General features: G+C 50.1%; 17 protein-coding genes. 10 read left to right on the forward strand and 7 right to left on the reverse strand.

What is annotated here, in order from left to right:
* Positions 1 to 103: 103 nt before the first annotated feature.
* The gene (locus tag DEV76_RS12760) at positions 104 to 2299 is read right to left on the reverse strand and encodes a glutamine synthetase III family protein (RefSeq protein ID WP_109698634.1); all 2196 of its coding nucleotides are present in this window, start codon (positions 2297 to 2299) and stop codon (positions 104 to 106) included.
* Positions 2300 to 2556: 257 nt separating this feature from the next.
* On the opposite strand from DEV76_RS12760, the gene purL reads away from it, so the two are divergent.
* The 3 genes from purL to DEV76_RS12775 all read left to right on the forward strand — a co-directional run bounded on the left by purL (position 2557) and on the right by DEV76_RS12775 (position 6891).
* Positions 2557 to 4779: a phosphoribosylformylglycinamidine synthase subunit PurL gene (gene purL / locus DEV76_RS12765; protein ID WP_109698307.1), complete on the forward strand. Its 2223-nt coding sequence runs from the start codon at positions 2557 to 2559 to the stop codon at positions 4777 to 4779.
* A 116-nt stretch (positions 4780 to 4895) separates the two neighbouring features.
* Complete coding sequence (locus DEV76_RS12770; RefSeq protein WP_157962868.1) at positions 4896 to 6119, forward strand: M12 family metallopeptidase; 1224 nt, start codon at positions 4896 to 4898, stop codon at positions 6117 to 6119.
* Positions 6120 to 6309: 190 nt separating this feature from the next.
* Entirely contained in the window at positions 6310 to 6891 is a 582-nt protein-coding gene (locus DEV76_RS12775) for a hypothetical protein (protein ID WP_109698309.1), read from the forward strand.
* Here DEV76_RS12775 and DEV76_RS12780 read toward each other — a convergent pair.
* From DEV76_RS12780 to DEV76_RS12790, 3 genes are all read right to left on the reverse strand, one after another.
* The gene (locus DEV76_RS12780) at positions 6877 to 7953 is read right to left on the reverse strand and encodes a PepSY-associated TM helix domain-containing protein (protein ID WP_109698310.1); all 1077 of its coding nucleotides are present in this window, start codon (positions 7951 to 7953) and stop codon (positions 6877 to 6879) included. The two genes, DEV76_RS12775 and DEV76_RS12780, sit on opposite strands and share 15 nt — an antisense overlap.
* Entirely contained in the window at positions 7953 to 10295 is a 2343-nt protein-coding gene (locus DEV76_RS12785; protein ID WP_157962869.1) for a TonB-dependent receptor, read from the reverse strand. The genes DEV76_RS12780 and DEV76_RS12785 overlap by 1 nt, the downstream gene beginning before the upstream one ends.
* A 793-nt stretch (positions 10296 to 11088) precedes the next feature.
* Complete coding sequence (locus DEV76_RS12790) at positions 11089 to 12330, reverse strand: aminotransferase class I/II-fold pyridoxal phosphate-dependent enzyme (RefSeq protein ID WP_109698312.1); 1242 nt, start codon at positions 12328 to 12330, stop codon at positions 11089 to 11091.
* 138 nt (positions 12331 to 12468) lie between these two features.
* Here DEV76_RS12790 and pafA point away from each other — a divergent pair, with 138 nt between their 5' ends.
* The 3 genes from pafA to DEV76_RS12805 all read left to right on the forward strand — a co-directional run bounded on the left by pafA (position 12469) and on the right by DEV76_RS12805 (position 15761).
* On the forward strand, positions 12469 to 14145 hold the full coding sequence (gene pafA / locus DEV76_RS12795; protein ID WP_232826939.1) for an alkaline phosphatase PafA: 1677 nt from the start codon (positions 12469 to 12471) through the stop codon (positions 14143 to 14145).
* A gap of 112 nt (positions 14146 to 14257) precedes the next feature.
* Positions 14258 to 15031, forward strand: a complete 774-nt coding sequence (locus DEV76_RS12800; protein WP_109698313.1) for an enoyl-CoA hydratase/isomerase family protein — start codon at positions 14258 to 14260, stop codon at positions 15029 to 15031.
* A gap of 67 nt (positions 15032 to 15098) precedes the next feature.
* Positions 15099 to 15761, forward strand: a complete 663-nt coding sequence (locus DEV76_RS12805) for a hypothetical protein (protein WP_109698314.1) — start codon at positions 15099 to 15101, stop codon at positions 15759 to 15761.
* Between the two features lie 395 nt (positions 15762 to 16156).
* Here DEV76_RS12805 and DEV76_RS12810 read toward each other — a convergent pair whose 3' ends face one another.
* Positions 16157 to 16567, reverse strand: coding sequence for a hypothetical protein (locus DEV76_RS12810; protein ID WP_109698315.1), 411 nt, complete (start codon positions 16565 to 16567; stop codon positions 16157 to 16159).
* Positions 16568 to 16714: 147 nt separating this feature from the next.
* Here DEV76_RS12810 and DEV76_RS12815 point away from each other — a divergent pair, with 147 nt between their 5' ends.
* The 3 genes from DEV76_RS12815 to DEV76_RS12825 all read left to right on the forward strand — a co-directional run bounded on the left by DEV76_RS12815 (position 16715) and on the right by DEV76_RS12825 (position 19901).
* Positions 16715 to 18145, forward strand: coding sequence for a tetratricopeptide repeat protein (locus DEV76_RS12815; protein WP_109698316.1), 1431 nt, complete (start codon positions 16715 to 16717; stop codon positions 18143 to 18145).
* 196 nt (positions 18146 to 18341) lie between these two features.
* Positions 18342 to 19106, forward strand: a complete 765-nt coding sequence (locus DEV76_RS12820; RefSeq protein ID WP_109698317.1) for a phosphosulfolactate synthase — start codon at positions 18342 to 18344, stop codon at positions 19104 to 19106.
* A 72-nt stretch (positions 19107 to 19178) separates the two neighbouring features.
* Positions 19179 to 19901, forward strand: coding sequence for a shikimate dehydrogenase family protein (locus DEV76_RS12825; RefSeq protein ID WP_109698318.1), 723 nt, complete (start codon positions 19179 to 19181; stop codon positions 19899 to 19901).
* Positions 19902 to 19987: 86 nt separating this feature from the next.
* On the opposite strand, the gene DEV76_RS12830 is transcribed toward DEV76_RS12825, so the two are convergent.
* Entirely contained in the window at positions 19988 to 20353 is a 366-nt protein-coding gene (locus DEV76_RS12830; RefSeq protein ID WP_109698319.1) for a DUF4406 domain-containing protein, read from the reverse strand.
* A 108-nt stretch (positions 20354 to 20461) separates the two neighbouring features.
* Between DEV76_RS12830 and DEV76_RS12835 the strand changes: the two genes are divergently transcribed.
* Positions 20462 to 21412: a nitrilase family protein gene (locus tag DEV76_RS12835; protein ID WP_109698320.1), complete on the forward strand. Its 951-nt coding sequence runs from the start codon at positions 20462 to 20464 to the stop codon at positions 21410 to 21412.
* Between the two features lie 15 nt (positions 21413 to 21427).
* On the opposite strand, the gene DEV76_RS12840 is transcribed toward DEV76_RS12835, so the two are convergent.
* On the reverse strand, positions 21428 to 22228 hold the full coding sequence (locus DEV76_RS12840; RefSeq protein ID WP_109698321.1) for a class I SAM-dependent methyltransferase: 801 nt from the start codon (positions 22226 to 22228) through the stop codon (positions 21428 to 21430).
* Between the last annotated feature and the right edge of the window lie 58 nt (positions 22229 to 22286).

Raw genomic sequence — 22286 nt, forward strand, 5'->3', positions numbered from 1 at the left:
AATAATCTACGAATATTTCGTAGATCGGAAAGGATTATCTATAAAAAAAAGAACCCCCGGTGAATACCGGGGGTGATCATACACCAAAACAATCTTACGGTTTTTATCGCAAGAAAAGCAGCTCTCTGTATTTGGGAAGACCCCAAATCTTGTCATCCACCAGGAACTCCAGTTTATCGGAGTGGTAACGGATGGTGTCGAAGAACGGTTCTTTGATCTTCTCGCAGTAGTCGATAGCTTTCTGACGGCTGTCTTCCAGTTTGTTGGCTACTTTACGGGATTCGATCATTGCCTGAACGTTTTCGCTGATGACATTGATGTGTTCAGATATCTTTGTTGCGATCTGGCGTTGAGCTTTGGAAGCGTCGTCGCCGAAACCTGCATCTTTCAGTCCTTTAATGTTTGTGAGCAGTTCGTTCTGGTACTTCACAGCTGCGGGCAGGATGTGGTTGGTAGCCAGGTCGCCGATCACGCGGGCTTCGATCTGAACTTTCTTCACGTAATCTTCGAGAAGGATTTCGTGACGTGCGTGCAGTTCTTTCTCGTTGTAAACGCCCATTTCAGTAAACAGTTTGGTCGCTTTAGGCGTAACGAAAGCGTCGAGTGCTTTCGGGGTGGTTTTTACGTTGGCAAGACCACGTTTTTCCGCTTCTTTCGCCCATTCTTCGCTGTAACCGTCACCTTCGAAGAGAATCTTCTCGGAATCTACGATGTTTTTGCGGAGAGTTTGCATGATGGCGATTTCTTTTTTCTCGCCTTTTTCGATCAGGCTGTCCACGTCTTTCTTGAAATCCACCAGGGTTTTAGCCATAATGGTGTTCAGAACAGTCATGGCAGAGGCGCAGTTGGCGGAAGAGCCTACAGCGCGGAACTCGAACTTGTTACCGGTGAACGCGAACGGAGAAGTACGGTTACGGTCGGTATTGTCGAGCATCAGCTCAGGAATATGACGGTGGAGGTCCAGTTTCAGGATAGCCTCGTCCTGCTCATCGAATTTATTGTTCACGCGGGATTTAACTTCCTGCAGAACTTCGTAGAGGTATTTACCGGTGAATACGGAGATGATTGCGGGAGGAGCTTCGTTGGCACCGAGACGGAAGTCGTTGCTCGGAGTAGCGATGGCAGCACGCAGCAGGTCAGCGTAATCATGAACGGCTTTGATGGTGTTCACGAAGAAGGTGAGGAACATCAGGTTGGTTTTCGGCGTTTTGCCGGGAGCCAGCAGGTTCACACCGGTATCGGTAGCGAGTGACCAGTTGTTGTGTTTACCTGAACCGTTGATGCCTGCGAAAGGTTTCTCGTGGAGGAGCACTTTCAGTTTATGGCGTTTGGCCACTTTGCTCATCACGTCCATCAGCAGGGAGTTGTGGTCAACTGCGATGTTTACTTCTTCGAAGATGGGAGCGCACTCGAACTGAGCGGGAGCCACTTCATTGTGACGGGTTCTCAGGGGGATACCCAGTTTGTAGGATTCTTCTTCGAAATCACGCATGTAAGCGTATACACGCTCAGGGATAGCGCCGAAGTAGTGATCTTCCAGCTGCTGGCCTTTAGCGGGCGCGTGGCCTACTACAGTGCGGCCGGTAAGCAGCAGGTCGGGACGGGCGTTAGCCAGACCTTCGTCGATCATAAAATATTCCTGTTCCCAGCCGAGGGTGGCGGTAACTTTGGTAACGTTTTTATCGAAGTAGTTGCACACGTCAACTGCAGCTTTGTCGAGGGAGGAAAGAGCCTTCAGGAGGGGCGCTTTGTAATCCAGTGACTCGCCGGTGTAAGCTACGAAGATGGTGGGGATGCAAAGGGTTTTGCCGGTGCCCTGCTCGATAATGAAAGCGGGAGAGGAAGGATCCCAGGCGGTGTAACCACGGGCTTCGAAAGTAGCGCGGATACCACCGTTAGGGAAGCTGGATGCATCAGGCTCCTGTTGAACGAGGGCATCGCCGTCGAAAGTTTCGATGGAGGAGCCGTCGCTTTTAATAGTAAAGAAGGAGTCGTGCTTTTCAGCGGTAGTACCGGTAAGAGGCTGGAACCAGTGCGTATAGTGGGTTACGCCTTTCTTCATTGCCCAGGATTTCAGGCCTGAAGCGATCTGTTCGGCCATTTTACGCTCGATCTTATTGCCGCCCTTGATGGAATTCATCAGGCTCTTATAAGCCTCGTCGCTGAGGTGTTCCCGCATTGCTTTGCCGGTAAACACGTTGCTGCCGAACACGTCGGTGATCTTGCCATTCAGTTCTGGCTTTACTTTGAAGTCAACGCCGGTCAGATTTTCCAGCGCTTGAAAGCGTAACGATTGCATGATGTGAAAAATTTTATACAAAAAAACGCCAGTTTGGTTTAAAATGCAAGCAAAAGGTCAAATTGTTACCAAAAAATTGCATTTGGCCTGAAAAAACACCTTATTTTTAATTTTTGGCCAAATATTCGAAGACCCGAACCCTTAAAACTGATATATTAAAAAATACATAATTTGTATGTAGACGTTTACAGGCCTTTCTTGTCTATTGATAGAAAACTATGTAGTTTTGCATCTTCTTTTATAAACCTTCTCAATTCATGCAAACGACCACAGTTGAAACCGCAGAACAGTTAGGACTGACAGCAGACGAATTTGAACGCATAAAATCCATCCTGGGCCGCACCCCCAACTTCACCGAACTGAGCATGTACTCTGTAATGTGGAGCGAGCACTGCAGCTATAAGAATTCCATCGTATGGCTGAAAAGCCTGCCAAGGGAAGGAAGCAGGCTGCTGGTGAAAGCTGGTGAGGAAAACGCCGGCCTCGTGGATATTGGTGACGGCTGGGCCTGCGTGTTCAAGATAGAATCGCATAACCACCCCTCCGCCCTTGAGCCTTTCCAGGGCGCAGCCACTGGCGTAGGCGGCATCCACCGCGATATCTTTACCATGGGCGCACGCCCCATCGCGGCACTCAACTCCCTCCGGTTCGGTAATATTAATGATAAAAAGAACCAGCACCTCCTGAAAGGTGTGGTACACGGTATCGGCCATTACGGCAACTGCTTCGGCGTACCCACTGTTGGCGGTGAAGTATATTTTGAAGACTGCTACGGTACCAACCCCCTCGTTAACGCCATGAGCGTTGGCGTACTGAAAGTTGGTACCATGGTTTCCGCCACCTCCCACGGTGCCGGTAACCCCGTATTCATCGTAGGCTCCGCTACCGGGAAAGACGGTATCGGCGGTGCTTCCTTCGCTTCGGCAGACATCACGGAAGAATCCGCCAAGGATCTCCCGGCTGTACAGGTAGGCGACCCCTTCCAGGAAAAGAAACTCCTCGAAGCCTGCCTCGAAGTAGTTAAAACCAATGCGCTTGTTGGTATGCAGGACATGGGCGCGGCGGGCATCACCTGCTCTACCGCAGAAATGTCTGCCAAAGGCGAACATGGCATGATCATCCACCTCGATAAGGTGCCTACCCGCCAGCAGAACATGAAAGGCTGGGAAATGCTCCTTTCCGAAAGCCAGGAACGCATGCTCATCGTGGTACATAAAGGCCGCGAGAAAGAAGTACTCGACATTTTCGAGAAATGGGACCTCCACTGTGTTCAGATCGGTGAAGTAACCAAAGAACCCATTCTCCGCTTCTATATGAATGGAGAACTGGAAGCAGAAGTACCTGCTGAAAGCCTCGTACTCGGTGGCGGCGCCCCCCAGTATCACCGTGCTTATGTAGAACCTAAGTACTTCGAGAAAGTAAAACAGTTCGATATCCAGAACGTTCCTGACGTAGCCGATGCGAAGAAAGTAGCCGAGAAACTTGCGCAACTGCCCAACATCGCTTCCAAACGCTGGGTATACACGCAATACGACAGCATGGTGGGCACTGCCAACGCATCCACCAACGCTCCTTCAGATGCATCCATCGTAGTGGTAAAAGGCTCTAAAAAGGCACTGGCGGTTACTACAGATTGTAACTCCCGCTACGTGTATGCTGATCCTCACAAAGGTGGCCAGATCGCGGTAGCAGAAGCAGCCCGTAACATCGTTTGCTCCGGCGGCGAACCCGTTGCTATCACAAACTGCCTCAACTTCGGTAACCCCTACGATCCGGAAGTGTACTACCAGTTTGTACACGCCATCCAGGGTATGGGCGAAGCCTGCCGCAAGTTCAATACCCCTGTTACAGGTGGTAACGTGAGCTTCTACAACCAGTCGCCCGACGGCCCCGTGTACCCCACGCCTACCATTGGTATGCTCGGTGTGCTCGACAGCATGGATCAGCGCATTACCCTTGATTTCAAGAACAATGGCGACCTCATTTACCTCGTAGGCCGCAGCTATAACGATATCAGCAGCTCTGAATACCTCCACAAGCTGGTAGGTGTTGAACTCAGCCCTGCTCCCCACTTCCAGCTGGAAGAAGAGCACCGCCTCCAGGCTGCTATCACCAAACTCAATGCTGCAGGACTTCTTCAGTCTGCACACGACGTGAGCGAGGGCGGCCTGTTCATCACCCTCCTGGAAAGCGCCATGGCAGGTAAAGCAGGTTTCGATGTACATACCAACAAAGACTTCCGTAAGGATGCTTACCTCTTCGGTGAAGCACAGTCCCGCGTGGTGGTTTCCATCAACCCGGCAGACAAGGAGAAATTCGAGTCTATTCTCCACGGCCTCCTGGATGCCAGCGCCACTTCCGTACGTTTCGAACTGCTCGGTACCGTAAAGGGCGACAGCATGATCGTAGATGGAGAAAACTGGGGTGCTACCGCCAGCTGGAAAGTGAAATACGATACGGCTCTCGAAAGCCATCTGTAATATTATCGCATCAGCGAACGAAAGGGCTGGCCATTTGGCCGGCCCTTTTTTTGTCCTGACACTGAATAGAATAACTGCGGCATCATTGCAGCAATTCGTTCTAACTTGTTCATTCCGTGCAAAAACCTATTCATCCTTTTAAACAAGTAACCATGCAAAACCCACTGGCAGCATTATTCGCTGTATTAACCCTGTTGTTGGCCGTTGCCTGCAGTAAAAAAGACAAAGTATCAGATTCCGGCGCAACCCCTTCCCCAAATTGCGCATCCTGTGGAGAAATGGCAGGCCTCAGACCTGGCGAGAAGCTCGTCACTTTCAAGAAAAAAGATGGAAATACAGTTACATTGATCCAGAGCGGCAACCGGTATAAACTGGACCCGGATGTTTATCTGAGCGATAAACAAGTAGCTATCCTAAAAGGCGAAATTAAAACTGATAGTAATGCCCGTACCGCTGGGATACCTGGTTTCATTCAGCTATGGACTGGCAGAACCGTATACTATACTCTTCACTCAAACCTTGCCAACCCGCAGGTTGTGCTTAATGCCATTGCGCATTGGCAGGCAAATACAAATCTGCAATTTGTTCAAAGAACGAATCAGCCCAATTTCATAGAGTTTAAAAATGATGAAGATGCCTGCTGGTCGTATATAGGAATGATAGGAGGGTTGCAGGTGGTGAACATAGGCCAGTCTTGCTCTGTTAGCAGCGCAATTCATGAAATCGGCCATGCTATCGGTTTTTATCATGAATTATCGAGAAGGGACCGTGATTACAATGTAAATATAAACTGGGCTAATATTCATCCGGACTGGCATTCCCAGTACCAGACATATCTGGAAAGAGGCCTGCAGGGTTTCGAAACTGGCAGTACAATGGATTTTAACTCTGTCATGATGTATGGTTCCAGAAACAGCAGCGCACTAAATACCAGTATACCGGTATGGACAGATAAAAACGGGAATGAGTATACCCGTAGCAGCTCCCTTTCTGCCGGCGACATAGATTTGTACAACCTCCTTTACAATCCGCCATATGTAGATATCGTGGAAGTGAATAAAAGGCGTGTAACTACTCCTGAAGGGCGTGGATGGGAATGGGAGGCTGAGCTGAGAGTGTATTCCAACTCTTCTGCTACTACTCCGGTTAACTGGCCACATCCGCTGGAGATTAGCGTCTGGGTCCATGAAAGTAACTGGGACGGGTCTTATTATACGTCCTATCAGCAAGTCTGGTTACAACCTGGGCAACATACCGCTCCGCTCGGTTTTGGTTGGCAGATAAATGGCGCGCAGGGAGAATACTCTTATAAGCACACCGCAGCCACCCTGTACAAGTAAGCGGCGCTGATTACCGAAATTTGCACGGAAAAACGGGCTGATCGTTAAGGTCGGCCTTTTTTTATGCGCAGTAGATCCTTATCCAAATTCCATAAACCCAATCCCCCCATCCGTTAATTCCCTCCTGCCACAGCCATTTCTCCTCCCTAGCTTGCGTTCAGAAAATCACCCCATAAACCCTTGTACAGTTATGAAAAATACGTTTGTATTGCTTTTGACATCTGCCATTATCACTTTAGGTGCCTGTAGGAAAGAAGGCCCTGCAGGCCCGGCCGGTAAAGATGGAAAAGACGGGAACGCCAATGTAATGGCAGCGAAGTTTACAACGATGGCATCTACCTGGAAGTACCCCGGCCACTACGCGCTCGATTATGGCAACAACCAGGTGAAGCTGCATTTCAGCAAATACATTACCAAAGAAATACCGGAAATCACGAAAGATGTGGTGGATAACGGATTGGTACTGGTGTATATGATCCCGAAAGGCGTTCACAACTGGATGCCGCTGCCCCTCTCTTTCCAGGCCGCTTCTCCTTCCGATGTGGTACATAACTTCGCTTACGAATACCGCCAGGGTACACTGACTATCCATTACTACTGGACGGCCAATACCACCGGTAAGCTGGTACCCGACGGACTGGAAACCACGCTGATGCCTTTCTATAATTTCCGGTACGTAATCGCTTCCGGTATTATGAGTGAAAAGCTGAAAGAGTCTGGTGTAAATCTGAAAGATGAGCAGGCGGTGAACCGAGTGTTAGGCGGTCTTTAACTTCTTTTGCCTGGACAGCCATTTACGGCGGTACCAGATCAGAATGCCCGAGAGGGCAAGCGCACCTGGTGTTAAACCGAGCAAACTATAGAGCACTTTAAGCGGAATGCCGCCGAAGTTCCCGAAATGCAGGGGCTTTACGGCGGCGTTCCATTTTTCGGAGGCGGATGCCTGGCTGAAAATAACTTTCTTCACCACTTTGCCACTGTCGGGAGAAAGGGAAACGGAAGTGCCGTATTCCCCGAAGATCAATGACTCGCCTGCGTTACCGAGAAACAGTACAGGCCCGTTTTCCGCCCGCGGAGGCCTGATGCCCATAAGGGTGAAACCGGGTATTTCCGAATGCGCTTTCTGCGCGAGGTTATCGTAGTCAATCACCTGCGCCACTGCAACGGAAGGGGCTTTCTTACCCACGCGTGCACCCACTACTTTCCATTGAATAAGAATGCCGGTGATCACGATGAGGAGATTAAAAACCAGCGACCATACGCCAACAATGCGGTGCAGGTTCCTCCACCTGCGGCGGCGTACTTTCCATTCAATTTTATCACGGAAGGTGAGCACTTTCAACAGGTGTTTACGGTATACGTAAAGCCCGGTTGCAATGGCTACCAGCATGAGCGTAGCCATGAACAGGATGATGATGGACCCGTTGCGCCCGCTCAGCAGGGTGAAGTGCAGATAAAGGAGCATGCCGGTGAAATAGTTCTTATTGCCACGCGTATGAAGTACTTCAGCGGTGTAGGGATTTAAATAAACGTAGACTTTGTTTTCGGCACTATACTCCGCCCGCATCACCATGCTTTCTTCGGGCGATTGGGGCATACGCTGAAAAGTCAAATAAGGGTTGCCGGGCAGGGCTTTGGTACCTGCGCTGTAAAGGGTGTTGAGGGGGAGCCGCTCACCTGCAGGTTTCACGGTGAAATGATGGCTGTTCAGTGCATGATCGATCTCGTCGCTGAATACGAGCAAACTGCCCGTAAAGCTTAATAGCAGGAGGAAGCCCCCTGCTATTAAACCTGTGATCCGGTGCCACCGGAATATCTGTTGTGTTAATGCCATTAAAACTGATAAGTATACTGTAGGTTGAGGCGGACGCCGTTCCCCTTCACATAGTTTTCGTTACGGGCGTTCCACTGCGAAGTTACGGTATAGTAGTCTTTATTGAAAAGGTTATCTACCCCGAGGGAAATACCGCTGTGCTTGTCAAGCTCCAGGCTGGAGAACAGGCTGAAGATGGCGAAGCTGTTTACAGGCCCCTGGCCGTAAGAGTATTTACCGTTGGCGCCGGGTTTAAAGCGGTCGCGGGAAAGGGCCTGCAGCATTTGCAGGCGCAGGCTCCAGCGTTCAATGGGATTGTATTTAACGTAGGCAGTCACTTTGGTAGGAGAGATACGGTCGCCGCCAATGTAGGTGTCTTTCTCGTCTTTATAATTACCATTACCGTCTTTGTCGATCTTACCTTCCACGAAAGAATAAGAGCCGCCGGCGCTGAGGTTCTTCAGGATGCGTGCATCAGCAGCGAATTCGAAGCCGTACACTTTCTCAGGATTTCTTTCAATTTCAAACCTCCCATCTATCTCCGTATATGCGGAGCCGAGAGCCGATTTGCTGATGTAGTAGCTGGCTTCGAGATTTACAGGGCCAAGGGTGCTGGTAGCACCTGCTTCGTAGTTATGGGCAATCACTGCTTTGGTTTTCAGCAGGGAAAGAGTGTTCTCTTTTGCAGAGCGCAGGGTACGGCCCAGGTCGGCAATGGAGAAGCTCTGGGAATAGCTTACAAACGGTTTGAAATAAGACCATTCGTTGTAACGGAGGCCAGCGTTATATACCAATGCGTTGTAGTTAAGAGAGCCGCCTTTTACTGCTACTCCGCCTACATTGTATTCGCCGGTTGAATTGTTTTTGCTGATGATGGTAGTGAAGTCAGGCACATCGATGTTGATGTTCTCGAAACGTGCACCGGCTTTCAATACCCAGTGGCGGTATAAGGTGGTTTTCAGCTGTGCATAAGGTGCGTAGTTACGCATGTCCATTTCAGGAACCCAGGTGCGGCCGTCTACCAGGTCCTGGTTGGTGATATCGTTCATGAAATCAAGACCGTACACTGCCTGCAGGTCTACGTTTTTACCGGCTCTGATGGGGCTGCTCAGGTTAATACGCAAACCGCTCTTTTTGCTGTTGATCTGCGATTGTCCGCCGCCGCGCCACGAATCCACGAAGCTGTAGATGGTGCGGAAGCGCTGTGCATATACGTTCACATCGAGGTCGGTACCACCGATGATGCCTTCACTGCTCCAATGCACGCTGGCATTGTGGTTATACGGAGTACCTTCTGCAGCACCCGGACGTTTACCCGGAACGCCGATAGCGGCAGAATCAAGGTATTTACCTGGTTTGAGGATATAATCACTTTTCTGCTGGCTGCCGAAGAAGTTGTACATCAGCTCCACGCGGTTTTTCGGGTTAATGGTATAGCCCACTTTCGCGAAGCCGTTCCAGAGCTGCGTTTCGCCCAGCCCGTATTCGGGGGAGAGAACTTCGCCGTTAGCGTCTTTATAAACACCGGTTTGCTCGTAATGGCCGGATACCACGAAGTCGAATTTACCGGCTGCACCGGAAAGGAGCTGTCCCAGTTCAATACCTGCGGTATGCTGTGCGCTTTTCAGCTGGGTGGTAGCGCCAACGGTGGTTTTACCGCTGAGGGGCTTGCCCTGCTGGCCTTTTTTGGTGATGTAGTTGATAAGGCCACCGTCGGACCCGTTACCGTAAATGGAGGTGGCGCCTTTGATCACTTCCACACGCTCGATGGCGGAAGGGTCGATGGTGCGCATATCGCGGCCGCCTGCACGCAGGGGAGTGGATTGCGGGATACCATCTACCATCACAAGGAGGTTACGGCCGCGGAGGGTCTGGCCGGTATTACCGGTTTGGTTACCGCTGAAGCCGAGGCCTGGAACGGTAACCGCCAGGATGTCCATGATATTGTTACTGATACCTTTCTGTGCTTCCAGTTCGCGGGGGCCAACGATGGTGATGGAAGATGGTACTTCGTCCAGCGTTTCTTTACGGCGGCTGGCGGAAACCACTACTTCGTTGAGGTCACCGTTGGATTGGAGGGTGATATCGGTAATGGTGGTGTCTGTAGAGAAGTGGGCGGGTTGCTCGAGGCTTTTCTGCCCTACGCCGGAAATACGGATTTTATATTCTCCCTGGGGAGCCGCGAGTATAAAGGTGCCGGCGCCATTAGCCACGGTACCTTTTTTAAGGGAAGGAATGCTGATATTAACGAATGGAACGGGCTGGCCCTGCTCATTGCGGACTGTGCCCCGGATAACACCCTGCTGCGCGAAGGCGCCTGTTGCGCCGGCAGTCAGGACTGCTGCCATTATAACTGATCTCATGCAAAATTTAGTTAAGGAAAAAGCTGCGCAAAGTTAACCCTGGCCTCCTCTGCGCTATTTACGCAATCGGGAAAATCATTTACGAAATCCGGAAATTCTTTGTGGGCAAGCGTTTGAGGGTCAATTATATGAGAACGGCAGTTTTAACAGCTCCTTAACGAAATACAACCTTTGTGTTATAGCTGCATACACGCAGGAATGCTATTTTTGGAAAGCTTGTGAATGTTATAAAAGTACACGTAAATGTGACATAAACACAAGTCTCCCAACTCTTTGCATAAACTGACTTATCATATTTATTAGAAAGGGCGCTTGCCGTCCCTGTTCTATGATAGCCTTAAACTTTTTATTACCATGTCCTACTGAACGATCGATTCTTAAGATCATGTATTACACCTAGTGAAAGAACGATTTGTTTGCATGGGGCTGACTAACCATCAGCCCCCTTTTTTTGCCCCGGCCTCTCCGGCAATGGATATGATAACATGGTATTACAAGCTTACAACGGGCTAATACAAGCCTGAAACATGCCTGAAACATGCTTATTACTTCCTTATTACTACCTTATTACAAGGTATTGTCAAGCACTTAACAAGCACTCAGCAAGCACTCAACAAGCACTCAGCAAGCACTCAGCAAGCACTCTGAAAGCACTTACCATGCACTCAGCAAGCACTTTTCAAGCACTCCGGGTAGTTATTAACAGGCCATCTCTAAGAGGTTACCTGGCTGGATACGGGAAATAAAAAAGCGCTCCTCTTGCGGGGAGCGCTTTCTGCATAAGAAATGCGGTTTATATCACCGGAATTTCCGCTACTGCGTAAGCCTTTGCATCAAGCTTGGCTTTAGTTTCCGTGAAAGCTTTGAGCGTCAGCTCAATATCTTCGTCGGAGTGTGCCGCGGTAGGGATTAGGCGGTAAATGATCTGTCCTTTCGGGATAACGGGGTATACCACGATGGAGCAGAAGATGTTGTAATTCTCACGGAGGTCAAGGCACATAGCTGTTGCTTCCGGAATATCGCCCTGCAGGTAGATCGGCGTAACCGGGGAGTTGGTACGGCCGATGCTGAAGCCTCTGTCGCGCAGGCCCTGTTGCAATTTATTAACGTTGCTCCAGAGCTTGGCTTTCATTTCAGGATGTTTGCGCATCAGCTGTACGCGCTTGATGTGACCGATCACGAGCGGTAAAGGAATGGATTTGGCGAAGATCTGCGAGCGCATGTTATAGCGCAGGTAGTTGATGATGGCTTTATCGCCGCTCATGAAAGCGCCAATGGAAGCACCACTTTTCGCGAAAGTGTTGAACAGCAGATCGATCTGGTCCTGAACACCCTGTTCTTCCCCTGTACCGGCACCGGTTTTACCCATGGTACCGAAGCCGTGGGCATCGTCTACCATCAGTCGGAACTCAAAGCTCTCTTTCAGTGCTGCGATCTCTTTCAGTTTACCTTGGTCGCCGGCCATGCCGAAAACGCCTTCGGTAACTACGAGAATACCGCCACCGGAGGTTTTGATGTACTCGGTAGCACGGCGGAGCTGCTTTTCGAGATCTTCGATATCGTTATGTTTGAACACATAGCGGTGCCCCTGGTGCAGGCGCAGGCCGTCGATAATGGAAGCGTGGCACTCGGCATCGTACACGATCACGTCGCGACGGTTACAGATAGCATCGATGGCGCTCATGATACCCTGGTAGCCGTAGTTGAGGAGTGTCGTATCTTCCTTACCCATGTACTCGCTCAGCTCTTTTTCCAGCTGCTCGTGGTAATTGGTATTACCGCTCATCATACGGGCGCCCATTGGCGTGGCCAGACCGTAATCTGCCGCCGCCTTTGCATCCGTAGCCCTCACTTCCGGGTGGTTGGCCAGGCCCAGGTAGTTGTTAAGGCTCCATACGATCTTTTCCTTGCCCCGGAAATTCATACGGGGGCCGATCTCGCCTTCCAGCTTAGGGAAAGCAAAGTATCCATGGGCACGCTCGGAGTGCTCCCCGATCGGTCCCATATGCTTCAGCAGTTTCTCGAATATGTCCATGTGATGATTAAAATGAAATTAAAATTTGACCACAAAGGTATTAAAATATTATTTTTTGTAAACTTAGGTTACTTTTACACCCTATTTTTTCCACGTCAGAACGGACCATTGTAATTAAGAACTAATTCAAAGCAAAATATGAGCCGTATTAAATTGCTCGCCGTATTCCTGTTAATGGCGGCACCGGTAGCTTTTGGTCAAAAAGCCACCGCGCCAACCAATGGCTTCCCGCCAAGCTACGGGAAAAAAGCGCAGAATCATGTAGCCCGCCCGAAACTTGTGGTGGGAATGGTAGTAGATCAGATGAGATGGGATTTCCTCTATCGTTACTACGACCGCTATACCAATGACGGGTTTAAGCGCCTGATCGGTGAAGGTTTCTCCTGCGAAAACACCCTCATTCCTTATACTCCCACCATCACAGCATGTGGCCACACCTGCGCCTATACCGGCTCCGTTCCGGCTATCCATGGTATTATCGGGAATAACTGGTACGATAAGCAGCTGAACCGTTCCATGTATTGCACGGAAGATTCCAATGCAGTATCTGTTGGCGGTAGCGATGCCGCCGGCCGTATGAGCCCTAAAAACATGCTCACCACCACCATTACCGATGAGCTGCGCATTGCCACCAACTTCCGCAGCAAAACGGTAGGTATCGCCATTAAAGACCGCGGCGCCATCCTCCCCGCAGGCCACAGTGCCACCGCGGCATATTGGTATGATGGGGTTACCGGTAACATGATTACCTCCAACTTCTACATGAACGAGCTGCCGGCATGGGCAAACGCCTTTAACCGCCGCCAGCTGCCACAGCAATACATCTCCAAACCCTGGACTACGCTCTACCCCGTAAACACATACGTGCAGAGCACGGCCGACGAAAAGCCTTACGAAGGCCGTTTCAAAGGGCAGGACAATACCTCTTTCCCCCACGAAGTGGCAGGCACCGCAGGTAACGCTTTCGGTATCCTCGCTTCCACACCCTTTGGTAACACCTACACCCTCGAATTCGCAAAAGCAGCGCTCGAAGGCCACCAGCTGGGCCAGGGCCCTGTCACCGACTTCCTCGCAGTGAGCCTCTCATCTCCCGACTATGTTGGCCACCAGCACGGACCTAACTCCGTTGAAACGGAAGATACCTACCTCCGCCTCGATAAAGACCTGGGGGAGTTCTTCAAATACCTCGATCAGAAGGTAGGTAAAGGCCAGTGGCTTTTCTTCATCACCGCCGATCATGGTGTGGCGCACGTTCCCGGCTTTATGCATGAGAACAAAATGCCCGCCGGAACCTGGGATGATGGCGCTATGGTTAAAAAGCTCAACGCCGCTGTGGAAAGTGAACTGGGCTTCAAAAAAGCCATCATCGCTTCCTATAACTACCAGTTCTGGCTCGATAACGAAGGACTGGCAAAAGCCGGTAAACTTGCTGAAGCCAAAGCTATCATCCTCCGCGAAGGCCTGAAGTTTCCGGGTGTTTCCAACATCTTCGATCAGCATGCACTTGGCTCGATTGCCCTGCCAAATCCGCAGCACCACATGGTAACCAACGGTTACAATGTGCTCCGCAGTGGTGATATCATGCTGATACTGCAACCCGGCTACTTCGACGGGGGTAAAACCGGTACCACCCACGGCCTCTGGAACCCTTACGATGCCCACATCCCGCTAGTATGGATGGGTTGGGGCGTAAAGCCGGGTAAAACCAACCGTACCACACATATGACCGACATTGCGCCCACTGTGGCCGCCATGCTCCGGATTCAGATGCCCAACGGTAACGTAGGCCATCCCATCACAGAAGTTTCCCACTAAGAAATATTTAGGAATATAGTGCGCCCCTGTCCATTTAGGCAGGGGCGCTTTGTTTTTCATGCACTTACACATGGGTATTAAACCTTAAAAATAATTCCTGTACATTTGGTTCATGTCAGGGATCACCTATCAGATAGCGGGGCGTATTGCCACTATTACCCTCAACCGTCCGGAAAAGCGGAACGCACTCAGCGGAGCCGTTGTAAGGGAACTGCGCGAAGCATTTGCACAGGCGGAAGCCGACGAAAAGGTGAAAGTAGTGGTGCTGGCCGCCAATGGTAAAGCATTTTGCGCCGGGGCAGACCTGGATTACCTCCGCCAGCTGCAGCAGTACGATTTTGAAGAAAACTATGCCGATTCCCGGGAGCTGATGCAGCTCTTCCGCGAGATATATGCCCTTAAAAAGGTGGTAATTGCGCAAATTGAAGGCGATGCCCTTGCCGGAGGCTGTGGGCTCGCTACGGTGGCGGACCTCAGTTATACCGTACCGGAAGCCCGGTTCGGGTATACAGAAGTGAAAATAGGGTTTGTACCTGCCCTGGTGAGCGTGTTCCTCGTCCGTAAGGTAGGGGAAGGCAGGGCCAGGGAGCTGATGCTTACCGGCAGCCTTGTACCGGCCGCCACGGCGGAAAGGTATGGCCTCATTACGGCAGTGGTGCCGGCAGATCAGATCAGGGCACATGTAGCCGCCATTGCAGAGGGCCTGTGTACCGACGCATCTTCTAACTCATTGACTGTTACTAAACAACTGATAGCCGCAGTATTCGATAGCTCACTCGAAGAAGGGCTCGAAGCGGCAGCCCGTACCAATGCCGAAACCCGGCGCCATCCGGATTGCCAGCGGGGCATCAGCGCATTCCTCGATAAACAAAAGCCAATATGGTAGAGGGAAACAGCCGTTTGGCACAGATTTTTCATTTATACCTGTATCTTAACAATCATTCTAGTATTATATGCGAAAACTGACACCTATCCGCCTGCTGATGTTGGCCACTGTACTGGCCGCCTGGCTGCCGGCATCGGCGCAGCGGACCATTTCGGATGCCAAAATCACCTATAAGGTGGAAATGCCGCCCGAGCAATTGCAAATGGAGGCCATGTTCGCCGGCAGCTCCATGGTTCAGTACATCCGCGGCCACCTCAGCCGTGTGGATATGAACTTCAACATTGTGAACTACATCTATCTCATTAATACCCAGAAAGAGGATGTTATTACCCTGATGGACAATCACGGGGATAAATACCTGATCCGTACGGATAAGAAATCATACGAAGAAGATGTGAAGAAATATGCGGCCATTGTATTCGCGGACCAGTCCGATACCCGGGAGATTGCCGGTTATAAATGCCGTAAAACCATCGGTACCATGCCCGACGGTGTAGCCTTTGAGGTATATTACACTACCGATATAGTGCCCGAGAACCCCTATTACAACCGCCGTTTCCAGAACCTGAAGGGGATACCCCTCGAATACGAGATCATCACCAAATCAGGCTCTAAAATGCGGGCAGTGGCCACCAAGGTAGACCTCAGTCCCGTACCGGCCTCTATTTTCGATGTTCCCCGCGGATACCGGGAGATCACTTCGGAAGAATTGAAGAAGATAAGAGGGTAACATCCCGATAATCAACATATGACTAAAGCTGCGGAGTAATCCGTGGCTTTTTTTTATAACCGGAGGGGGTGCTTTATGCCATTCGGCATTCAATCAGTGTCACTTTTCGCTTGCCAAAAAGCCAATAATTGTTCAACGATCCTTCAGTGATCCTTCAGTGAACCTTCAGTCAAACACCCTCAAACCTATACCACCACTGAGCACCACTGAAGGATCACTGAAGGATGGCAGTAGGATGTCAGTAGGGTAAAAAGGATCACAGAAGGGGAAGGGATATTTTGATTTAGGTCTAAGTAGTTGGTTTAAAGTAGATTAAGGGAGGAGGGGGATAGGCTGGAAATGAAAAAGGCCGCCTTTCGGCAGCCTTTCCATAAAATCTCTTTTCAAAAGAAACCTTACCCTTTTCTGATAGGCAGTTTAACCTGGAAGTGATGATACTGCATTTCGGGTACAGTATTCACCTGCGGTGCTACCTTGGTGGAATAGGGGAGGATATAGGTAACGTTGCCTTTCCTGATGGTCATGGTAGACCTTACATTTACGGCATTGTCAGAGCTCAGGTTGAATGTTTTGCTGAGGAAACCGCTGGTTCTGGAGCCGGCATCGAGACTAAGGCTCGTTTTGGGCATGGTGGAAAAGCGATAGGGTGTTTCCGTTTTCTTCGACTTGTCGTTATTGTCGTTGATTAATTCGGGGTCAACTACGCCAATATCATGGGCATGAACCCGGATGGCAACAAGCAACAACGTACCTGCCAGAAGACAAGCCAGTGAAACTGTGCGCATTATGATTTTGATCGTTTTCATTATAGTGCAAATATACGATTTAATTATCTATCATAAGATAATCCTAACGCAAGATAAGCAGAAACCTTAAGAAAATGTTAAAAAATACATAAGCGGTACCTGTCTCCCTGTTTGGTGGCACTGGTAAATTCCCATATATTTACATTAATGAATCACGACTTCCCATCATTTAATGAGTTTAACGAGGATTTTGAAGATTTGAGGGACTTGCTTCAGCAATTTGAAAATCTTAAGGAAGGGCGCTCACACGCCTTTCTGGATGAAGATTCTTTCGAACAGATCATTGACTATTACGATGAGCACGACGAACTCAATAACGCCCTCCAGGCGGTAGAGATCGCCATCGAGCAGTTCCCCTTCTCCTCTGCACTGCTCCTGAAGAAATCAGCACTTCTTATAGAAACCAAAAAATACCGCGAAGCCCTGGCGCTCCTCGAAAAGGCCGCCCTGCTCGATTCCAACGATATCAACCTGTACATCCTTAAAACCGATGTATACCTCGCCATGAATCAGCACGAAAAGGCCGCTGCCCTCCTCGAAGAGCAAATCAAACACTTCGATGGGGAAGACCGGACAGATCTGTTGCTGGAACTGGCCGATGTGTATGACGACTGGGAAGAATTCGAGAAAGTGTTCGACTGTCTCAAAATGCTCCTGGAATTTGACCCCACCAACGAAGAAGCGCTCCACAAGATCTGCTTCTGGACGGAGTTTACCGGGCGCAACGAAGAGAGCATCCGCCTTCATACCAACATCATCAACGAGCACCCTTACAGCCAGCTGGCCTGGTTCAATCTCGGAACTGCCTATCAGGGTCTCAAACTATACGAAAAATCCATCGACGCCTATCAGTACGCCGTTGTAATCGATGAAAAGTTCGATTACGCCTATCGTAACATGGGCGACGCTTACATCCGGCTCCGCAAATACAACGATGCCATCGAAGTATTGCAGAAGCATCTGGAGATCGCCAAGCCGGAAGATGTGATTTATGAAGCCATTGGCCACTGTTACGAGAAAATGCGCAAGTATACGCAGGCGCGTTATTACTACCGCAAGGCCGTGCATCTCAGTCCCAGCGACGATAAGCTGTATCTCAAAATCGCCAAATGTTACATGACGGAGGAGAACTGGGAAAACGCCGTGCGCGCCCTGCAATCGGCCCTCCGCATCAATAAACAAAGCGCAGAGTACAATATTACCCTTGGCCAGTGTTACCTCGAGCTGGGGATGGATAAGGAAGCCCTCGTCCAGTTCCTGAATGCGGTACGCCTCCGGCCATCGAACACTTCCGCCTGGAAGGAGTTCATCCGCGGGCTTTACCTCGCGGGCCATACGGACGAAGCCATGGTTCAGCTGGATAATGCCGAGGCCAAAGTAGGCCGCAAGCCGGTTTTCATTTATTACCGGGCCGCCATTCTCATTGCCATGGGCCGTACGAAAGACGGATTGCTTCACCTCGAAACCGCCCTGCAGCTCTTCCCGCGGCAGGTAAAGCGCTTCCTGGAGCTGGATCCCTCTATTCTGCAGCATCCCATAATCGTGGAATTGATTGGCCGGTACAGGCGTAAACGCTGATCCTCGTCATTTTTTGCCTCGCTATCCGTATTACTTCTTATTTTTGCCGCGGTTTTTTATTTTGTTACAATTTAAAAGCCAACCAGCATTCCATTTTAGAGCAGGCACCGCTCTGAAAGGGGGGAATCGTAAAAGACACATTTTCCGATACTTAGGGAGAGGTGATGACCATTCAGAAGAATATAAACCGTGAAAAATGAATTTTAATCTCACGCAAATTCCGGAAAGAACCAGCAAACCGCGTAGCCATGGCCTCACCATGGTGATGGATAAAGGTCTCAGCGTAGAAGAAGCAAAGAATTTTCTGTCCGCCGCCAGTCCGCATGTGGATATCGTGAAGCTCGGCTTCGGAACCTCTTTCGTAACGCCCAACCTGCGTACCAAAATAGAAATGTACCAGGCCGCCAATATACCCGTGTATTTCGGAGGCACGCTTTTCGAAGCATTTCTCATCCGCAACCAGTTCGATGAATATGTTCGCGTGATCAAAGACTATGGTATCAGCTACATGGAAGTGTCCGATGGTTCTATCACCATCCCGCACGCGGAAAAATGCGGATACATCGAGAAGCTGACCAAGCATGGCCTTGTGCTGAGTGAAGTTGGCAGTAAAGATGCAGAGCACATTATTCCTCCCTATAAGTGGATCGAACTGATGCGCGCCGAACTCGAAGCCGGCTCCACATACGTGATCGCAGAAGCACGCGAAGGCGGTAACGTAGGTATTTACCGTGGCAGCGGTGAGGTGCGTGAAGGTCTGGTGCAGGAAATCCTGACACAGATCCCCGCAGAAAAAATTATCTGGGAAGCGCCGCAGAAAGATCAGCAGCTCTACTTCCTGGAGCTGGTAGGCTGCAACGCCAACCTCGGCAACCTTGCCCCGCATGAAGTAATTCCCCTGGAAGCTATGCGCGTAGGACTTCGTGGAGATACCTTCCACCTGTTCCTCGACAAAGAGTAACCAGTATAACTTATCAAAGGCCAGGACGCAGGTGTGCCCTGGCCTTTTTCAATTACCGGAAAATCTATTCACGTGCGATTATTCGGCCTCATCGGCTTCCCGCTCAGCCACTCCTTCTCGAAAGGATTCTTCACGGAGAAATTCTCCCGCGAAAACATCGCCGGCTGTGCGTATGAAAACTTTCCTATTCCTGATATTTCCGCGTTTCCCGCCCTGTGGGAAGAGAACCCGGCACTGGAAGGTCTCAATGTCACCATCCCCTACAAACAGGCTGTAATGCCCTATCTGGATGAGCTGACGGATGCTGCCAAAGCCATCGGTGCAGTGAACTGCATCCGTCGTGATGGTAAGCGACTTATCGGGCATAATACCGATGTACTTGGGTTTGGACGGTCACTTCAGCCTTTACTGGCTCCTGATCATACCGATGCTTTGGTACTCGGTACCGGAGGGGCAGCACTGGCGGTAAAGTATGCGCTGAAACAATTGCATATCCGGTATTCGGAGATCAGCCGGAGCGGTCCGGTTACTTACGAAGCTATCACTCCTGAACTGATGCAGTCGCACAAGCTCATCATCAACACCACCCCGCTGGGCATGTACCCAAATACTGATGCCGCTCCGCCACTGCCGTACGAACATGCCGGTACTGAACACCTGTTTTACGACCTGGTGTACAATCCGCCGGAAACATTATTTATGAAAAAGGGAATGGAACGCGGCGCAGCTGCCAAGAACGGGTATGAAATGCTCATCCTGCAGGCAGAAGCTTCGTGGGAGATATGGAACAGTTAAGTTCACTATTCTACTTAAAATATTAAAAAACCTCCGGGGAGATGCATTACATCCCTGGAGGTTTTTTTGTATTTGCTTCGTTGAAATTATTTGTACTCCGGAATTTCTTCCAGGTTCATATATACCGTTTTCCCTTTTTCGCGGGCTACTTCGAGCATATAATCCGCCCCGGCAGAAGCGCCTCCTATCCTTACCACACCATCACAGAAATCGATCAGGTTAGCAGCTATGGGATGGAAGATTTCGTTGAAAATATCATCACCCATGACTTTGGAACCTGCTTCTTCAATCAGCGGTAAAGCCACCCATTCTCCCATCATGGGGATGTGCCCGCGGCGGTATACTGAAAGGGAAGCGCTGGTCATCTGTTTAACATTGGCTTCGATTAATGCCGGATCATCATTGGTGCCGCTGCGGTAGGGGCCGGCTACCAGGATCATTTGTCTTTTCATGCTGGGTGTGGATTTGTGGGTTCAATAAATCCGGTCAAAGTAAACACATTAGATTGGAAAGGATTTGTTAAAACACCTAATTTCGATGAAACGCTCCAAACATAACCCATGGAAAAACTTACCATAGCCACCGCACAATTTGAGAACCGCAGTGGCGATAAAGCATATAATCTGCAGGTGATAGATATGCTGTCTGCAAAAGCTTCCCGCGAAGGGGCACAGGCCGTGGCATTTCATGAATGCTCCATCACCGGATACTCTTTTGCCCGGCATCTCGACCGTGCACAAATGACGGATCTGGCAGAGTTTATTCCCGATGGTCCCAGTATCCGTAAGCTGCAGGAAATTGCTACTAAAAATGATATCGCCATCCTGGCCGGACTGTTCGAAAAAGATGCTGATGATAATCTCTTCAAAGCATATGTATGTGTGGATAAAACCGGGCTGAAAGCGAAATTCCGGAAGCTGCATCCGTTCATCAATCCTCACCTCACACCGGGCAGTGAATACTGTGTATTTGACCTGTACGGCTGGCAGTGCGGCATCCTTATCTGTTACGACAATAACGTCATTGAAAATGTACGAGCCACTCGGCTCCTCGGTGCGGAAATATTGTTTATGCCGCATGTAACCATGTGTACACCATCTACCCGTCCGGGCGCAGGATTTGTAGATCCTGAATTATGGCATAACCGTGAAAACGATCCTACTTCACTGCGCCTCGAATTTGATGGTATGAAAGGCCGCGCCTGGCTTATGAAGTGGCTGCCCGCGCGCGCATACGATAATGCGATGTATTGCGTATTCTCCAATCCCATCGGGATGGATGATGACCAGCTCAAGAACGGCTGCTCCATGATCCTTGACCCATTCGGTGATGTGATCGCTGAATGCAGAAAGTTAGGAAACGATCTGGTAACGGCCACGCTCACACGGGAAAAGCTTACGCAGGCAGGCGGACATCGTTACATCCGCGCACGCCGCCCTGATCTGTATGGCAGCATCATTGCACAGCCGCATACGCCTGAACAGAAAGTGGTGTGGATGGATAAGAAGTAGCGCATACCGCTACACTCAGGCTTTTGGCTTGATCAGGTAGTACATGCAGGTGGTGAAGAAGTTGCGGATGAAAGGAAGTTTTTTCATCCAGCCGAATTGCTCGCGCGGCTGCAGGTTAAACTTGTATTTGTAAATGGGATTGATGAGGTAGTATTTCTTACGGGTAATATCATAACCGGTGCGCGCGGCGATTTTCTCGAAGCGCTCGATAGAAATACCGGTATCTACCAGTTCCATCAGTTCTTTGATAGTGCCTTCGGTTTCACCGGCCGATTTGAGCAGTCCGCGGTACAGCGGGCGCGGCAGCAGGTGAATATAGGGGAGGAAGCTGAGTACTTTGCTCTGGCAGATCTGCTGGTGGCCGCCGTGGGGCATATACCAGGGCGGGAAGCCGAAGTAAACCTGTCCGCGCGGCGATAACAGTTCTTTCAGATAAGCAATCAGTTTATCCTGATCAGGAATATGTTCGATGGCATCTTTGAGGATGATGAGATCGAAGGAGTGGCGGAATTCGCCGAAGAAATCAACGTCGTAAATGTTTTTGGCGATCAGCTGCAGCTGTCCGGCCGTTACATAGTTTTCGAGGAAGCCTTTGGCAAGTTCGATACGTTCGGGCCAGAGGTCTACCCCTACACACTGGCAGCCCTGTTCGAGGAAAGGGGTGAGCACGCCGCCTTCTCCGCAGCCAATTTCCATGACGCGGAGGCCTTTCATATCCGGGAATTCCTGGAGAATGAATGGTAAAACGTAGTTGCGGGAGTTCTCTACCTGCTGTTGATATCTCAGATTTGCATCCGAGTGCTGCTTGAGTGCCATGAGTTAAAAATTGCGTGAAAATATATATTTTTTTCAAGTGTCGGCACGCTTACCTCTG

This window comes from Chitinophaga deserti, assembly GCF_003149455.1.
GTDB lineage: Bacteria > Bacteroidota > Bacteroidia > Chitinophagales > Chitinophagaceae > Chitinophaga > Chitinophaga deserti.

Excerpts from the sequence above, each read along its gene's own strand:
- DEV76_RS12760 (WP_109698634.1), bottom strand. The coding sequence starts at position 2,299 with ATGCAATCGTTACGCTTTCAAGCGCTGGAAAATCTGACCGGCGTTGAC.
- purL (WP_109698307.1), top strand. The coding sequence starts at position 2,557 with ATGCAAACGACCACAGTTGAAACCGCAGAACAGTTAGGACTGACAGCA.
- DEV76_RS12775 (WP_109698309.1), top strand. The coding sequence starts at position 6,310 with ATGAAAAATACGTTTGTATTGCTTTTGACATCTGCCATTATCACTTTA.
- DEV76_RS12780 (WP_109698310.1), bottom strand. The coding sequence starts at position 7,953 with ATGGCATTAACACAACAGATATTCCGGTGGCACCGGATCACAGGTTTA.
- DEV76_RS12785 (WP_157962869.1), bottom strand. The coding sequence starts at position 10,295 with ATGAGATCAGTTATAATGGCAGCAGTCCTGACTGCCGGCGCAACAGGC.
- DEV76_RS12790 (WP_109698312.1), bottom strand. The coding sequence starts at position 12,330 with ATGGACATATTCGAGAAACTGCTGAAGCATATGGGACCGATCGGGGAG.
- pafA (WP_232826939.1), top strand. The coding sequence starts at position 12,469 with ATGAGCCGTATTAAATTGCTCGCCGTATTCCTGTTAATGGCGGCACCG.
- DEV76_RS12800 (WP_109698313.1), top strand. The coding sequence starts at position 14,258 with ATGTCAGGGATCACCTATCAGATAGCGGGGCGTATTGCCACTATTACC.
- DEV76_RS12805 (WP_109698314.1), top strand. The coding sequence starts at position 15,099 with ATGCGAAAACTGACACCTATCCGCCTGCTGATGTTGGCCACTGTACTG.
- DEV76_RS12810 (WP_109698315.1), bottom strand. The coding sequence starts at position 16,567 with ATGAAAACGATCAAAATCATAATGCGCACAGTTTCACTGGCTTGTCTT.
- DEV76_RS12815 (WP_109698316.1), top strand. The coding sequence starts at position 16,715 with ATGAATCACGACTTCCCATCATTTAATGAGTTTAACGAGGATTTTGAA.
- DEV76_RS12820 (WP_109698317.1), top strand. The coding sequence starts at position 18,342 with ATGAATTTTAATCTCACGCAAATTCCGGAAAGAACCAGCAAACCGCGT.
- DEV76_RS12830 (WP_109698319.1), bottom strand. The coding sequence starts at position 20,353 with ATGAAAAGACAAATGATCCTGGTAGCCGGCCCCTACCGCAGCGGCACC.
- DEV76_RS12835 (WP_109698320.1), top strand. The coding sequence starts at position 20,462 with ATGGAAAAACTTACCATAGCCACCGCACAATTTGAGAACCGCAGTGGC.
- DEV76_RS12840 (WP_109698321.1), bottom strand. The coding sequence starts at position 22,228 with ATGGCACTCAAGCAGCACTCGGATGCAAATCTGAGATATCAACAGCAG.